General features: G+C 60.7%; 16 protein-coding genes. 8 read left to right on the plus strand and 8 right to left on the minus strand.

The features are described 5' to 3' along the window. Positions 1-177: 177 nt before the first annotated feature. The 4 genes from FS804_RS14400 to FS804_RS14415 are packed head-to-tail and all read left to right on the plus strand — an operon-like array spanning position 178 to position 3,646. Complete coding sequence (locus FS804_RS14400) at positions 178-1,017, plus strand: glycosyltransferase family 2 protein (protein WP_144577534.1); 840 nt, start codon at positions 178-180, stop codon at positions 1,015-1,017. A gap of 20 nt (positions 1,018-1,037) precedes the next feature. Next, complete coding sequence (locus tag FS804_RS14405) at positions 1,038-1,325, plus strand: lipid-A-disaccharide synthase N-terminal domain-containing protein (protein ID WP_144577537.1); 288 nt, start codon at positions 1,038-1,040, stop codon at positions 1,323-1,325. Beyond that, the gene (locus tag FS804_RS14410; RefSeq protein WP_246665889.1) at positions 1,300-2,808 is read left to right on the plus strand and encodes a glycosyltransferase family 39 protein; all 1,509 of its coding nucleotides are present in this window, start codon (positions 1,300-1,302) and stop codon (positions 2,806-2,808) included. The genes FS804_RS14405 and FS804_RS14410 overlap by 26 nt, the downstream gene beginning before the upstream one ends. Continuing rightward, positions 2,798-3,646: a phosphatase PAP2 family protein gene (locus FS804_RS14415; protein ID WP_144577249.1), complete on the plus strand. Its 849-nt coding sequence runs from the start codon at positions 2,798-2,800 to the stop codon at positions 3,644-3,646. The genes FS804_RS14410 and FS804_RS14415 overlap by 11 nt, the downstream gene beginning before the upstream one ends. A gap of 137 nt (positions 3,647-3,783) precedes the next feature. On the opposite strand, the gene FS804_RS14420 is transcribed toward FS804_RS14415, so the two are convergent. The 6 genes from FS804_RS14420 to lgt all read right to left on the minus strand — a co-directional run bounded on the left by FS804_RS14420 (position 3,784) and on the right by lgt (position 9,800). After that, on the minus strand, positions 3,784-4,716 hold the full coding sequence (locus tag FS804_RS14420) for a ribose-phosphate pyrophosphokinase (protein WP_003522877.1): 933 nt from the start codon (positions 4,714-4,716) through the stop codon (positions 3,784-3,786). Positions 4,717-4,934: 218 nt separating this feature from the next. Further along, complete coding sequence (locus FS804_RS14425) at positions 4,935-5,684, minus strand: hypothetical protein (RefSeq protein WP_144577251.1); 750 nt, start codon at positions 5,682-5,684, stop codon at positions 4,935-4,937. A gap of 89 nt (positions 5,685-5,773) precedes the next feature. Then, complete coding sequence (locus FS804_RS14430) at positions 5,774-6,925, minus strand: Xaa-Pro peptidase family protein (RefSeq protein ID WP_144577253.1); 1,152 nt, start codon at positions 6,923-6,925, stop codon at positions 5,774-5,776. Position 6,926: 1 nt separating this feature from the next. Then, the gene (gene pgeF / locus FS804_RS14435; RefSeq protein WP_063950668.1) at positions 6,927-7,721 is read right to left on the minus strand and encodes a peptidoglycan editing factor PgeF; all 795 of its coding nucleotides are present in this window, start codon (positions 7,719-7,721) and stop codon (positions 6,927-6,929) included. Positions 7,722-7,871: 150 nt separating this feature from the next. Further along, positions 7,872-8,972, minus strand: a complete 1,101-nt coding sequence (locus FS804_RS14440) for a class I SAM-dependent methyltransferase (protein ID WP_063950667.1) — start codon at positions 8,970-8,972, stop codon at positions 7,872-7,874. A 15-nt stretch (positions 8,973-8,987) separates the two neighbouring features. Further along, on the minus strand, positions 8,988-9,800 hold the full coding sequence (gene lgt, locus FS804_RS14445; protein WP_186376820.1) for a prolipoprotein diacylglyceryl transferase: 813 nt from the start codon (positions 9,798-9,800) through the stop codon (positions 8,988-8,990). Between the two features lie 309 nt (positions 9,801-10,109). Between lgt and FS804_RS14450 the strand changes: the two genes are divergently transcribed. The 4 genes from FS804_RS14450 (at position 10,110) to FS804_RS14465 (ending at position 12,473) form a co-directional block, all read left to right on the plus strand. After that, entirely contained in the window at positions 10,110-10,373 is a 264-nt protein-coding gene (locus FS804_RS14450; RefSeq protein WP_063950666.1) for an accessory factor UbiK family protein, read from the plus strand. A 426-nt stretch (positions 10,374-10,799) separates the two neighbouring features. Continuing rightward, complete coding sequence (locus FS804_RS14455; RefSeq protein WP_004442934.1) at positions 10,800-11,300, plus strand: YbjN domain-containing protein; 501 nt, start codon at positions 10,800-10,802, stop codon at positions 11,298-11,300. 1 nt (position 11,301) lies between these two features. After that, positions 11,302-12,120, plus strand: a complete 819-nt coding sequence (gene proC, locus FS804_RS14460) for a pyrroline-5-carboxylate reductase (RefSeq protein WP_144577257.1) — start codon at positions 11,302-11,304, stop codon at positions 12,118-12,120. 11 nt (positions 12,121-12,131) lie between these two features. Continuing rightward, entirely contained in the window at positions 12,132-12,473 is a 342-nt protein-coding gene (locus tag FS804_RS14465; protein ID WP_063950664.1) for a tRNA-binding protein, read from the plus strand. 21 nt (positions 12,474-12,494) lie between these two features. Here FS804_RS14465 and FS804_RS14470 read toward each other — a convergent pair whose 3' ends face one another. Both FS804_RS14470 and FS804_RS14475 read right to left on the minus strand, forming a co-directional pair. Next, on the minus strand, positions 12,495-13,874 hold the full coding sequence (locus tag FS804_RS14470; protein WP_144577259.1) for an ATP-binding protein: 1,380 nt from the start codon (positions 13,872-13,874) through the stop codon (positions 12,495-12,497). 31 nt (positions 13,875-13,905) lie between these two features. Beyond that, positions 13,906-14,619, minus strand: coding sequence for a response regulator (locus FS804_RS14475; RefSeq protein WP_144577261.1), 714 nt, complete (start codon positions 14,617-14,619; stop codon positions 13,906-13,908). Between the last annotated feature and the right edge of the window lies 1 nt (position 14,620).

Raw genomic sequence — 14,620 nt, forward strand, 5'->3', positions numbered from 1 at the left:
CCCAAAAGAACATGCCCGTACCGTTGCAAGAATTGCTTACGGTCACGTTAAAAGCGTGGTGAATTGTACGATTATTTTCCCGTTACGCGTGAGGAAATAGCGCGCTGCCACCGAGCCGGGCTCGTTATAAAACTGCAATGGAACAGGCGCATATCGGAAGAAGTTCAACGGCTGTTCATATTCATGCAAGCTTTCCGCGCTCCTTTCCCCGCTACCAGCAATAATGTCTGCAGCGCCCATGCGGATGGATGTGACGGAGCCAGCGTGAAACCCATTCCGGATTTCGCCGTGATCGTGCCCATGCACAACGAAGAAGCGAGTGTCGAGACGCTCGTCGGTGAGATCGTTGCCGCCTGCAGGCCCGTCGGCAATTTCGAAATTGTGGTCGTGGACGATGCTTCCTCCGACGACACGGTCAGAGCGGTGCTTTCGCTCGCAGATGATTACCCGATGTTGCGGCTGGTGCGGCATGACCGTCAGGGCGGCCAATCGGCGGCGATCCACAGTGGTGTCCAGGCAGCGCGGGCGCCGATCGTGTGCATGCTCGATGGCGACGGCCAGAACCCGCCCGACAATCTGCCGACACTTCTTGGGCCTCTTCTTTCAGCCACCGCACCGCAACGGCTGGGCCTTGTCGCCGGCCAACGCGTCGGCAGGCGGGATACGCTTGCAAAGCGACTGTCCTCGCGCTTTGCAAATCAGCTGCGCGCCCGCATCCTGAAGGATGGCACGCGCGATACTGGCTGCGGCCTCAAGGCGTTCCGGCGCGACGCCTATCTCGCCTTGCCCTATTTCGATCATCACCACCGCTATTTCCCGGCACTCTTCTGCCGCGATGGCTGGCAGGTCGCCCATGTCGACGTCACGCATCGGCCGCGGCTGCACGGCAACTCCCACTATACCAATATCGGCCGCGCGCTTGTCGGTATTTACGATCTCATCGGCGTGGCGTGGCTGCTGCGTCGGCGAAAGCGCTCGAATTGGGCGGAAACCTTCATAACGGAGACGTCGCCGTGAATGTACCGGCTTTATGGTCCATGCTGCATGTGAACAGCTGGGAGGAATTTCTGTGGGTTTGCACGGGCTTCATGGGCCAGATGCTGTTCACCACTCGCTTCCTGCTTCAGTGGATCTCCTCTGAGCGGGCAAATCGTTCGGTCATGCCCGTGACCTTCTGGTATTTTTCCGTTCTTGGCGGTCTGGTGCTGTTGTCCTATGCCGTCTGGCGGCGCGACCCGGTCTTCGTCATCGGCCAGGCATCCGGCCTTCTCATCTATTTCAGAAATCTCTGGTTGATCCATGCAGAACGCCGCCAGCATGCATGATGGCGTGGCTCTGCCCCATGTGCAGGCGAGCGAACAGCGCGGCTGGCTGACATTTGCGGTTACGGCGATCATCGTCGTCACGGCGCTGCGAGTCTTAGCGCTGGCCTTCAATCGGACGGATCTTTTCGTGGATGAGGCGCAATATTGGCTCTGGGGCCGGGAGATGGCGCTTGGCGCCTATTCAAAGCCGCCCCTGATCGGCTGGCTCATCCGTGCCGCAACGATATTGGGGGGCGGCGAGGGCACGTTCCAGGTGCGGTTGGCCGCCCCTGTCGTGCATGGTATTGCGGCTGCGGCCATTCTTGTGCTGGGCCGTAGGATCTATGATGTCCGGCTGGCCTCGCTGGCTGCCATGGTCTATCTGACGCTGCCGGCCGTAACGCTCGGCAGTCTCCTGATCTCGACCGATACGCCGATGATGCTGTTCATCGTGCTGTCGATGATGGCGGTGCGCAATCTTGCGCTTGCCCGCAGCCAGGGCAGGTCGGGTCTCGGCTGGAGTATCGGTCTTGGCCTCTGTTTCGGCCTCGGACTGATGTCGAAATATGCGATGATCTATTTCCTTCCCTGCTTCATCGCAGCCGGCTGGCTTTGCGACGCCTGGCGCATCCGGCTGCGTGATGCGGCCCTTGCGGCACTGGTCTGTCTTGCCGTCATCGCACCTAATCTGTGGTGGAACGCTGCACATGATTTTATGACCGCACGCCACACGGCCGACAATGCAAATTGGCACGGCCTCCAGCTTAAGGTCGGCTCGGCTCTGGAATTCTTCTTCTCGCAGGCAGGCGTTGTCGGCCCCTTCGTTTTTGTCGGCATGATCGTCGCGACGATCCGCGCCAAGACGGCGGAAGCCCGTGCGCTGGTCGCTCTCTCGATGCCGATTGTGCTTCTCATTACGGCCCAGGGCCTGATGTCGCGCGCACTCGCCAACTGGGCGGTCGGGGCCTATGCGGCCGGCGTGCTGCTTGCGGTGCCGGTTCTGGCGTCACGGCGTTGGCTTATCGGTTCGACCCTGGTCCTCAGTAGCATTGTTGCGATTGCGTTGCCGCTGATGACCATCGCCGGAACAGGATTGCGCCTGCCGAACGGTGAGCTGGCGATGGCGCGGTATCTCGGTCGCTCCGAGCTGGTGTCGACCGGCCTGTCGCGGGCGCGCGAGGCGGGGGCGGATGCCATCGTCGCAAACGATCGCTCGATACTGGCCGAGCTTTTTTACCAGCTGCGGGAGGAGAAACAGGTGCTGCCACGCGCCTTGCCCGAGACCGGCGTCCCTTCCAGCCACTATGCACTTCTTTATCCTCTCAAAGCCGGCGAGGCGAAGAATCCGCTGTATCTGGCAATCGCCGACAGCCTGCCTGCATGTTTTGGCGGTGAGGCGCCGGTTGCGCGCTGGACCGCAGGGCCTGGCTTCGTCGAAGGCCGGGAGATTGGCCTCTGGCGGCTTCCGCCACAATGCATTCCGGGGAATGCCAATGGACAATGATCTCGCCCACATGCGCATTACCATCTGGGTGACGCTCGTCGCGCTGGCGCTCGTCATTCTGTTTGCAACCTTTCCTTCCATTGATCTTCGTTTTTCCGCCCTGTTCTTTTCGCCGGTGGGCCAGCCATGGCCCGGGCTGGAGCCCGTACCAGACCGGATTCGCGACACGTTGCGCGAAGGTGTCGAGCTTGCGGCGTTTCTGGCCTTCGTGATGCTGGTCGGCAATCTGCGGCTCGCCGCCCTGCAGCGAACCGGCTGGCGGGTGTGGGCCTTCCTTTGTGGGCCGGTGATCCTTTGCGCTGGGCTCCTCGTCAACGGTGTTCTCAAGGCGATGATTGGTCGTGCGCGCCCATTCAGCGTGACCGAGTTTGGCGGACATCAGCTTTTCACGCCGCCCTTTCAGTTCAGTACGCAATGTTATTCGAACTGCTCTTTTTCGTCCGGTGAAACCGCGCTGATAGCCAGTTTCTTTCTGCCGCTCTGCGTGCTGCTCTGGCCGCGGTTAGAACGGCGCGGACGACTCGTGGCGGGAGGCCTTGCCGCCGCCATGATCGTCCTCATGTCCGGATTGCGCATTGCGGCGGGTGGGCATTTCCTCAGCGACGTGGTGATGTCCATCCTGTTTTCGGCGCTGACGACCCTGTTCCTTTACCGAGCGCTGGCGATCAGCTGCCACCGTCACCTTTTCACCGGTGATGCTGTCTCTGCCGATGCAATGAGCCTCTGGCGCAATGGCCGCCATGCCTTGGTTGCGCGTGTCTGGCGCTGGTGGCCGAAGATAAAGGCCAGAGCCTCTCGCCTGCAACGGCCGCCGGATCCGGGCGCGGCGCCATCGTGAAGACGTTGACGTTTCCGCTTCATCAGGCAAGGTGAGGGTGCGATTTCATACAATCCCGGTGCACTAAAAGGCAGCGCCCAGCAAATATAGCCGGGCGATTGGAAAGAGCAAACTAACGGGCGTATCTGCCGCGTTCGTCAGTCGAACAGGCCGGAAACCGACTGTTCCTGTGCGGTGCGGTTGATCGCTTCGCCAAGCAGGCCGGCGGTGCTGACCACGCGGATATTGTGCGCGGATTGCACGCCCGTGGTCGGCTGGATGCTATCGGTGATGACGAGTTCGCGCAGCTTCGAGGAAGCGACGCGCGCGACCGCGCCGCCCGAGAGCACACCGTGGGTGATATAGGCGGTAACGCTGGTCGCGCCCTTTTTCAGCAGCGCTTCAGCGGCGTTGCAGAGAGTGCCGCCGGAATCGACGATATCGTCGATGAGGATGCAATCCTTCCCCGAGACGTCACCGATGACGTTCATGACTTCGGATTCGCCGGGACGGTCACGACGCTTGTCGACGATGGCGAGAAGACAGTCGAGGCGCTTGGCGAGCGCGCGGGCGCGAACCACACCGCCGACGTCAGGTGAAACGACCATGACATTGTTGGTGTCATAATGGTCCTTCACGTCCCGGGCGAGAATGGGCGCTGCAAAGAGATTGTCGGTGGGGATATCGAAGAAGCCCTGGATCTGGCCGGCATGAAGATCGAGGGTCAGGACGCGGTCGGCGCCGGCTTCGGTAATGAGATTGGCAACGAGTTTGGCAGAAATCGGGGTGCGGGGCCCTGCTTTGCGGTCCTGGCGGGCGTAACCGAAATAGGGAAGCACCGCCGTAATTCGTTTGGCCGAGGACCGGCGCATGGCATCGATCATGATGAGAAGTTCCATCAGATGATCGTTTGCCGGGAAGGAAGTGGACTGGACGATAAAGACGTCCTCGCCGCGCACGTTCTCGCTGATTTCTACGAATATTTCCTGGTCAGCAAACCGCTTTACAGTGGCATTTCCGAGAGGAACATTAAGATACTTGCAGATCGCTTCGGCAAGGTGCCGGTTCGAATTGCCTGCGAAAACCTTCATTGCGGCCGCCTGTTTCCATGCCATCGCCTTGCGCCACGGGGCTCAATCCACCGTAACCAAGCGTCGTTCAAGGGGAGGAACATCCGGCCGAAAAGCCTTGCCGGATACGCCTTGTTGCCATGCGCGCCTTAATAGCGCTGTTGCTTCCGATTGCAAGAGGACTCCACGCTTTCGCAATGATTTTCCTGAAATCTCTGTGACTTCTCCCGTGTTTTACCTCATCCCCGTTGTGTCTGCTTCCACGACGTGTAGTCGCTGAGCGTCTTGGCGGCGATATCCTGCATGACCCTGTCGGTGACTGCAGCCCAGGGGTCGCTGCCTTTCGCCGCAATGCTTTCCTGCCCCTGAAGGCGGTGGAGGCGCACGCCATTGGCGTCGAGAACGTCCCAGACGTAAACGATATTGACCTTGCCGCCATCGGCGAAGGCGGAGAAGTATCCCTTCAGGATGTTTTCGGCCGAATTGTCATTGGAGGCGCGGATGGTCAGCCCTTTCGCCCGCGCTTCGGCCCCGAGCTGGCGCGACAGCGGTGTGACGGCCTGCACAGGTGCGCCGATGATCGGCAGAAAGCGGATAGAGTTTGTCGGCGAGGCGGGCGCGAGCGACGCCGTTTCCTGGCTTTGTCCTGATTGAGCAGGGGCAGCGGGCAGGGCAGCGGCCTGGCTCTCGCGGAGCGGCTCGCCGTACTGGTTGCCGTTTGAGATCGCCTGTGCCTGCGCCTGCAACGAGTTCTGCGGCGCATAGGCGGGCACGGAACTTCCGATAGCAGGCGCGCCGGTGGGCGCGCGGTCGGCGGCGGCGGCCATCTGGTCGAGATCGCCCTGCGTCACCGGCGTCGATTGCGAGGCGTTGTGGCCAACATCCACCTGCGGCGTCAGCGCCTCGGTCGTGTTGCAGCCGGACAGGATCAGCACCAGCGCTGGAACAACGATGGCCGGGAAAAGGGAGGTGCCTCCCGTCCGGCTCATGCGATTTTCCCTCTCATGTTCCGCTCCTTCGTGCCCAAGGTGGCGCAATGTAAGGGCGGTTTTCCTAGTCTGTCAAACCCGGTGGCGATTTAAGCTGTGAGAAGATCGAGGTTATGGCGCGAGAGGGGTTCGGGAGCACCTTCGGTCGTCAGATAGGTCTGGCCGAGGGTCATGGCCGTGCCGGAATCGGAATCCATCACGATCATATGCACGAAGAGTGTCATATCGGGCGTGATCTCCTGCGGATTGCCGGCGTGAAACATCTGGTGCTCCATCCAGGAGGGCGAAAAACGCGCGCCGAGCGAATACCCGCAGGAGTTCAGCCTGTGGCGGGTCAAGCCACGCTCGTCCATCACGCGGGCATGCACGTCAAAGACGTCTCCGAACGTATGCCCGGGGCGCAGCACCTCCTCGATCGCGGTCAGGTTTTGCAGGCAGGCGCTGTAGAGTTCCTTCTGGCGGAAATCCTGTTCGCCGATCACCACCGTACGCATCATGGCGGCGTGATAATGGGCGCTGACGCCAGCCCATTCCAGTGTCAGCTGATCCTTGCTGTCGAGGACGCGACGGCCTGCCTTGTAGCGGCAAAGAAGCGCATCCGCGCCCGAGCCGATAATGAATTCATTGGCAGGATAGTCCCCGCCGCCGGCCAGAACCGCGCCCTGCATCGCCGCGAGAATGGCAGCTTCGTCCGCGCCGGGCTTGATGAGCGGCAGTGCAGCATCCAGAGCCTCATCGGCCAGTTGGCCGGCCTTGCGGGCATAGGCGATTTCGGCGGGACTTTTGACGAGCCTCAGGGTGCTGACGAGATAGGATGCATCAACCATCTGGCCGAAGCTGGCAAGCTGGTTGTCCATCAGGCGGGCGACCCGGCCGGTCATGCCGTGGGTGTCGTATTCCACGCCGATCTTGGCACCCAGAAGGTCGAGGTCGCTCAGCAGGTTCTTGAGATCGAGGGTGGGGTCGGCGTTCGGCCGGTCGACCCATAAAAGGATGTTTTCGATGATGGAGGTGTTGCGGGCCTGGCGCAGATCCGCCGAGCGTGTCAGCAGCGTCATGGAGCCATCCGATTTCACCACCAGCGTCTGGAAGAAGCAGTAACCGAACGTGTCATAGCCGGTCAGCCAGTACATGCTTTCCTGCGCAAACAGGAGAACGGCATCCAGCTTCTCCTCGGCCATTTTTGCGAGCAACCGCTCGCGACGGGCATCGAATTCCGAAAGCTCGAAGTGCAGGGCCATCTTAGTCCTCCAGAATTGCAATTGCAGAAATCTGCCGTCCGTAATCGGGTTCGGCGCGGTGGGTGGTGCGGCGATAGGAATAAAACCGCTCCTCGTCCGGATAGGTGCAGAGGCCGAGATTTTCCGCCTGCACGCCGGCCTTGGTCAGGCGGTCTATGGTGAATTGCTTGAGGTCGAACAGGGCGTGGCCTTCCTTGTCCGTCCCAGCAAAGTACGCCGCATAGGCTGGATCGATATCGGTGAAGCGCGCCACATATTCCGGCCCGACCTCGTAATTGTTCTGGCTGATGGAGGGGCCGAGCGAGGCGAGGATGCGCTCACGTCTGGCGCCGAGCTTCGTCATGGTCTCGATGGTGTTTTCAAGCACGCCGAAGAGCGCGCCCTTCCAGCCGGCATGGGCGGCACCCACGACACCCGCTCCCGCATCCGCAAACAGGATAGGCCCGCAATCGGCGCTCAGGACGCCCAGCACGAAACCCGGCGTTGCCGTCACCATGGCGTCCGCCTGCGGGCGGCTGCCGTCATAGGTGTCATCGACCACGACGACATCGGGCGAGTGGACCTGATGCACGGTTGCGAGACGATCGGCGGGAAGGCCGAACCATTCCGTCACACGCCGGCGGTTTTCGGTGACCCTTTCCGGTTCGTCGTGCGAGCCGAGGCCGACGTTGAGCCCTTGGTAAAGTCCCTCCGACACGCCGCCCTGACGGGTGAAAAAACCATGGCGGACGCGATTTTGCCCTGACGCGGCGAGCAGCGGAGACTGGAGCGGGAGCGGCAGCGTAACGTTCGGCATTGGGTGGGAATTCCTTGGAGAATATCGCTGTTGGCCAGTGAGATAGGGTTGAGCGAGATGTTTCCGGTTGCCGCGGCGTTGCGCGGCGGTGTGATGCAGTGTGCCTGCGTCGTGTGTCACGGCGATGTTGGCCCAGAGCCTGTTGCGCTGTCAATCCACCGGACGAAACGGCAGGAGATGGATCGCGGGACTTGAAACGGCAACGACCTTGAAAAGTTCCCCCATTTTGCCGGCCCCTTCGCCGGCAAGGCGGTTCACGGCTTCGGCAATCGCAAGTGTCTGGTCCGGTGTCGCCTTGGCGGCGAGCGCGCCGGCCCTTTCCTTGAGGCCAAGGCCATAGAGGAAGTCGCCCTGCCTCAATGTTCCGTTGACGTGCACGCCAGTCGCCTGCGCCGTCTTCACAAGGCTTTCGAAATCGACGTGGCTGGTGAGGTCCGCCTCGCCGGGATGGGCGAGCGGCGGATCGAAGGCGTGGTTACGCATGGCCTGCAGCGTATCGCCATAACCGGCGACGAGGTGGCCGTAATCGATGGCGAGCGCGGTGCCGCCATGGGCAGACAGGCGCTGGCAGATGGCGGTCATCACAGCTTCGCGGGCGGGAGAAATCTCGAATATGGTGCCAAGGGGCTGCCGGTCGGGCTGCGGCGGCAGCAGGCTGGGATCAATGCCTGCAAGGCCGGTTGAAAAGACGAGGTCGTCATTCGCATCTAGGCTGACGACCCTTTCGCGGAACCCCTGTGGGGTCTTCACGAATTGCCGGATTGGGATCGCGTCGAAGAGTTCGTTCGCCACCAGCAGCAGAAAACCGGCGGGCACATCGTCGAAACTATCGTGCCACGTCAGCTTATCCGCATGCGCCCGCAACGTTTCCTTCTGGGCCTCGGTAAGGCGCGGGCTCGTCTCGACCAGATGGACCTGCATTGTCTCATAAAGCGGTGGCGCGATGCGGCGGATCACCCGCAGCATGTCCGACATCATGGTGCCGCGGCCGGGTCCGATTTCCACCAGCTGTGCTTGCGCCGGTGCGCCATGCCGCTGCCATGCGTGGACCACGAAGACGCCGAGCATTTCGCCGAAAAGCTGGCTGACTTCGGGCGCGGTTATGAAGTCACCCGAACGGCCGAAGGGTTCGCGGCTTTTGTAATAACCGTGTTCGGGATCGGCGAGACACAGCGAGAAGTAATCCGTGACGCTGAGCGGACCATTAAGCCGGATAAGGGATTTGACGCGGTGCGCGAGCGGTGTGGTCATGGCTGGCCATACCCATCAGGCAGTTTTTGCGGCGCTGCACGCCCGCAGGATCGCCCAGAGACCCAAAAGGAACATCGGCGTGGACAGCACCATGCCCATCGTCAGCCAGTTGCCGGCGAGATAACCGATCTGGGCATCCGGTTCGCGGAAGAATTCCACGAAGATGCGCGACAGCGCGTAGCCGCAGACGAAGATGCCCGTGACGGTGCCCGGCTTTTTCAGCGACTTGAAGGCATAGATGGCAATGGCCAGAAGAATGACCAGCACGAGCCCTTCGAGGCCGGCTTCATAAAGCTGGCTGGGATGGCGCGCAAAGGGCCCGCCCGTCGGAAACACGACGGCCCACGGTACATCGGCAATGCGGCCCCACAGCTCGCCGTTGATAAAATTGGCGATGCGGCCGAACAGCAGACCGATCGGCGCAACGGCGGCGACGATGTCGAACATGCTCCAGACCGGGATGCCGCTTCTGCGGGCGAAAAGGATCATGGCGATCGTCGTGCCGATCAGTCCGCCATGGAACGACATGCCGCCGTTCCAGATTTCGATGGCCCGGATGGGATTAGCGGCAACGGCCGCCAGATCGTAAAACAGGATGTAACCGATGCGCCCGCCGAGCACGATGCCGCCGGCTGCCCAGAGAATGAAATCGTCAAGATGCTGGGCCGAGATGGGCGAGACGTCGTTCGGCCACAGTCGATCCGTGCGGGCGAGGCGCCGCGCGTAAAGCCAGCCGAGCATGATGCCCGCGACATAGGCAATGCCGTACCAGTGTATCGCCAGAGGACCGATGGACAGCGCTATCGGATCGATATTCGGGAATGGCATGATGGCGAGAGAGGTGGGAGCGGCTATCAATCCGTATATATTCCGTCATCGTTGCTGGGCGGACAACGGATCGATCCGTTGTCGCAAAGGGCCGGGCGATGATGCTCACCGGCCCCCTGACGCCATGGAAAATGGCGATTGCTGTCGCGGCGGTCAAGGTGATTCTTTAAGCTTTGGCTTAACCTGCCGCAGGCGGCGCAAGCTCCCGGGAATTTTCGATTTTGCTTGCAAGGTGGCGGTGGAGTGCCTACCTGAATGCTATCAACAGCGGGCAAGACGATGCCCCTGAACCGACGAAGGACAAGCGCCATGAGCACGACAGGCACCAATCGTTTTCTGGATGAATTCGCCAAGCTGATGACCGATGCGGCAGGTGCCGCGCAGGGTGTGCGCAAGGAAGCGGAAGCGGCGTTTCACGCGCAGGCGGATCGCTGGCTGAACAGTCTGGATGTCGTCCGCCGCGAGGAATTCGACGCGGTTCGCGAGATGGCCATTCAGGCCCGGGATGAAAATGACGCGCTGCGCGCCCGCATAGAGGCTCTCGAAGCAAGGCTCTCGGCCGCGAAAGACTGATTTTTTTCGCTTTTCCTCAGAAGCCCCGGATCGCAGGCGATTCCGGGGCTTTTCGTTTTTCAGGCCCCACCCGGCAACGTGACCTTCGGTTGCCGAAAATTGCGTTTCGACGCGAATTTTTTGTGCCTGTGGACACTTCCAAAAAACGCAATCGGCAGAGTCGCTTAAGACTCTCGCCTGAGGTGATGGGCAAGAAGATATCCACTGTTCAAAAGGTAAAAATGGCGGGCGAGGGGTGGCAGCGGGACTCGGCCATTATACACTGATTTTAAATGATGATTCGAAAAGACCGGTAAGCTCCAGACAGGGTGAATGCGTAATTCTGGTGGTGTCGGGCAATCGTCTCAAATGTTTATCCCGGTTGGTGTGTGCGTTTTGTGCCCGGCGTTCAAAACACGACATTCCGATCGGCTGAGAAGGTGCCGCATGAGTCTGATAGAATTTGAAATTGAGCGTCAGTCCAATCCCGTCGATATGATCGAGATTGTCGCTGCCTCGAATGACTGGTCGTTCGAGCGTTCGGGCGAGGACGAGATCGCCATGACTGTGGCGGGCCACTGGGCCGATTATCACGTTTCATTTGCATGGATGGAAGATTTCGAAGCGCTGCATCTTGCCTGCGCCTTCGACATCAAGGTGCCGGACCACCGTGTCAACGAAGTCATTTGCCTGCTGTCGCAGGTCAACGGTCAGGTGCTGATGGGTCATTTCGACCTGTGGCGTCAGGAAGACGTTGTGATCTTCCGCCAGTCGCTGCTTCTCTCCGGTGGTGCCGAGCCGAACAACCAGCAGGTGGAAGTTCTGCTTTCGAGCGCGCTGGAGGCCTGCGAGCAATATTATCAGGCTTTCCAGTTCGTCGTCTGGTCTGGACTCGATGCTAAAAGTGCAATCGAAGCGGTCATGTTCGAGACCGTGGGAGAAGCGTAACATGGTGTACAAGGCTTCCGGGCCACTCGTTCTGGTGGGCGCCGGCAATATGGGCGGCGCCATGCTGTCCGGCTGGCTGAAGAAGGGTGTGCCGGGATCGAAGGTCATCGTCATTGATCCGCGCCCTTCCGACGCCATGCGCACGACGATTGCGGAGGCCGGCGCGTCACACAGTGAAACCGTTCCCGATGGGGTGAAGGCCGGTGTTCTTTTCGTGGCGGTGAAGCCGCAGATGATGGATGCCGTGCTGCCATCGCTAAAGCCCCTGCTGGGGCCGGAAACTGTCCTCGTTTCCATTGCCGCCGGCACGACGATTGCGACTTTCGTTTCGCATTTCGGAGAGGTTGCCGCGGTCCGGGCGATGCCCAACACGCCGGCGATGGTGGGCCGTGGTGTCACCGGCGCTTATGCCAACGCTCTTGTCACTGGCGAGCTGAAAAGCGTCGTGGACGGGCTGCTGAAGGTGAGCGGGCCGGTCGAATGGGTCGACGCCGAAAGCGATATCGATGCGGTGACTGCGGTTTCGGGAAGCGGACCGGCTTATGTCTTCTATTTGGTGGAATGCATGGCGGAAGCCGGTCGCAAGGCGGGGCTTCCGGCCGACATTGCCATGCGTCTCGCGCGTGAAACCGTCGCCGGTGCCGGCGAACTCCTGCATCAATCCGCCGATGAGGCATCACGCCTGCGCCAGAATGTGACCTCGCCCGGCGGCACCACGGCTGCCGCGCTTGCCGTGCTGATGGCGGATGATGGTATGCAGCCGTTGTTCGACAGGGCCGTCGCTGCTGCTAAAACCCGCGCTGAAGAATTGGCGGGCTGAAGGGAAAGGCCATGAGCGAGCAGATTTCCTATGCTGATTTCGAGAGGGTCGATATCCGCGTCGGCACCATTGTCGAAGCTGAACCTTTTCCCGAAGCGCGCAAGCCGGCAATCAAGGTAAAGATCGATTTCGGACCCGACATCGGCATCAAGAAATCCTCGGCGCAGATCACGGTGCATTATACGCCGGAAAGTCTGGTCGGCCGGCAGGTGCTGGGCGTGGTGAATTTTCCGCCGCGCCAGATCGGCCCTTTCCGGTCCGAAGTTCTCACGCTCGGTTTTGCAGATGCGAACGGCGATATCGTGCTGGCCGCGGTTGAGCGCGCAGTGCCGAACGGCGAGAAAATGTGCTGACGCGAATACGCTGTTGAGGCGTCACGCCGGAATTTTGACGATAACTCTCAAGCCGCCCAACGGGCTGTCATCCAGCGTCACATCGCCGCCGTGGCTACGGGCGATATCGCGCACGATGGAGAGGCCAAGGCCCGTTCCGGAAGCATTGAGGTTGCGCGCCTCGTCCAGCCGGAAGAACGGCTTGAACACATCTTCGCGTGAGATTTCAGGGATGCCGAGACCATCGTCGTCAAAGGTCATGATGATGGAACGTGGCGCCTTGCGGATATCGACGTGGAGATTGCTGGCGTAACGTCGCGCATTTTCAGCCAGATTCGCAACGAGACGCGACAGGGCGTTCGGACGGGCGATGATTCTCTCGATATTATAAAGCTCGTAGCTGAACTTCTTGCCGTGCAGTTCGAAATCATGGCCAATTTTTTCGAGAAGTGCCGGAAGTTCCAGCGTGCCGACATCCTCTTCGACATCGGTGCGGGCGAAGGTCAGATAGGCCTCCAGCATGGACTGCATGTCCTCGACGTCCTTATCCAGCCCTTCGAGGTCGGGATTGTCGCCGGCGAGCGCCAGTTGCAGCTTGAAGCGGGTGAGGATGGTGCGCAGGTCGTGGCTGACGCCGTTCAGCATGGCGGTGCGCTGCTCCATCTGCCGCTCGATTCGCTCGCGCATGAGGATGAAGGCCAGGCCGGCGCGCCGCACCTCGTCTGCGCCGCGCGGGGAGTAGCCGCTCATTTTCTGGCCCTTACCGAAGTTTTCGGCCGCCTTTGCCAGCGCTTCGATAGGCTTGATCTGGCCGCGCAGGAAAAGGATGGAAATGGCGATCAACACCAGCGAAGCGCCGACCATCCAAACCAGAAAGATATGCGTGTTGGAGGCATAGGCCGAGCTGCGGCTGGTAAAGACACGGAGTGTCTTGTTTTCCAACTGCACGCGGATTTCGACAAGCGAGCCGTTGCCATAGGTGTCGATCCAGAACGGCCGGCCGATCTGCTGTTGCAACTGATCCGCAAGGATCCTGTCGAGGATCGAAAACAATGGCTCTGGCTTTGGTGCGGGCAGCTCTGTCTTGGGCTCGATATAGACACTGAGATCGAGTTTCTCGCGGGCGATGCGGATGACGCGCTGATAGTCGTCCTCCTCCGGGTCCGTCTGTAGCAAGGCGATGATTGCCGAGATATCGCGCGTGACCGCTGCCGAAAGGCGTTCCGTCACCAGCTGCCAGTGGCGCTCCATGAAAACGGCCGCAACAACGGCCTGAAGCAGGATCATCGGCAGGATGATGATCAGCAGCGAGCGGGTATAAAGACCTGTCGGGAGCCAGTGGCGCAGCCATCTGCCGAAGGAGCGCCAGGCCTTTGCCACGGGACTCTTTTTGAACGTGTCGAGAAAATCGAGGCTCGCCATGGTCGTGCGTTCGCCCTTCCTTGGGTGCTCGTCAGTCCACGCTCAGGCGGTAACCGATGCCGCGCACCGTTTGCAGATAAACAGGATTGGCAGGGTCGTCCTCGATCTTGCGACGAAGACGGTTGATCTGCACGTCGATGGTTCTCTCGCCCACGTCCGATTCTGCTTCGACCAGTTCGTGTCGGGGAATCGTGTCGCCGGCGCGCAGCGCAAACAGCAGCATGATCTCCTGTTCGCGGTCCGTCAGCCGGATTGTCTCAGGACCGCGTCGCAATTCCTTCTTCGGGATGGAGAAGCTGTAGGGGCCGAACATGATCTGTTCGATCTTCGGCGTATCGGGCGAGATGTTGCGCCGCAGGATATTGTTGATACGCAGTACGAGTTCGCGCGGATCGAAGGGCTTGGCGAGATAGTCATCAGCCCCCGCTTCAAGGCCGGCAATGCGCGAATCCGCTTCCGACCGGGCGGTCAGCAGAATGACCGGCACGGATTTGTTTTCGTTGAGCGAGCGGGTGAGCGACAGCCCGTTCTCGCCGGGCATCATCACATCAAGGATAAGAAGATCGAAGCGGATACCAACCATCTTGCGCCGCGCCTCGGCGGCATCGGCAGCGACAGAGATTCGATATCCCTTATCGCCAAGGAAGCGTTGCAGGAGATCGCGGATACGCGCGTCGTCGTCAACGATCAGGAGATGGGCCGCGTCGTCATCGGCCGGTAGACGTTTTGCCGGAGCCTGCGCCATC

Origin of the sequence: Agrobacterium sp. DE0009 (genome assembly GCF_007680755.1) — a bacterium.
GTDB classification, from domain to species: domain Bacteria; phylum Pseudomonadota; class Alphaproteobacteria; order Rhizobiales; family Rhizobiaceae; genus Agrobacterium; species Agrobacterium tumefaciens_B.